This is a genomic window from Seonamhaeicola marinus (assembly GCF_008085455.1).
The window spans coordinates 1-634 of the sequence record NZ_VSDQ01000144.1 but is presented as its reverse complement, the minus strand read 5'-3'; the positions used below and the strand labels follow the sequence as shown (position 1 = coordinate 634).

Here is a 634-nt window from a genome sequence, read left to right as displayed (position 1 = left end):
GCTGGCAACTAACAACAGGGGTTGCGCTCGTTATAGGACTTAACCTGACACCTCACGGCACGAGCTGACGACAACCATGCAGCACCTTGTAAGTAGTCCGAAGAAAGATCTATCTCTAAATCATGCAACTTACATTTAAGCCCTGGTAAGGTTCCTCGCGTATCATCGAATTAAACCACATGCTCCACCGCTTGTGCGGGCCCCCGTCAATTCCTTTGAGTTTCATTCTTGCGAACGTACTCCCCAGGTGGGATACTTATCACTTTCGCTTAGCCACTCAACCGAAGTCGAACAGCTAGTATCCATCGTTTACGGCGTGGACTACCGGGGTATCTAATCCCGTTCGCTCCCCACGCTTTCGTCCATCAGTGTCAGTACATTATTAGTAATCTGCCTTCGCAATTGGTATTCTATGTAATATCTATGCATTTCACCGCTACACTACATATTCTAACTACTTCATAATGACTCAAGATTAGCAGTATCAAAGGCAGTTCTACAGTTAAGCTGCAGGATTTCACCTCTGACTTACAAATCCACCTACGGACCCTTTAAACCCAATGATTCCGGATAACGCTTGCATCCTCCGTATTACCGCGGCTGCTGGCACGGAGTTAGCCGATGCTTATTCTTA

Annotated in this window: 1 rRNA gene; it reads right to left on the bottom strand. The window is 46.7% G+C overall.

The features are described from left to right. A 16S ribosomal RNA gene (locus tag FUA24_RS01150) occupies positions 1-634 on the bottom strand; the annotation flags it as partial.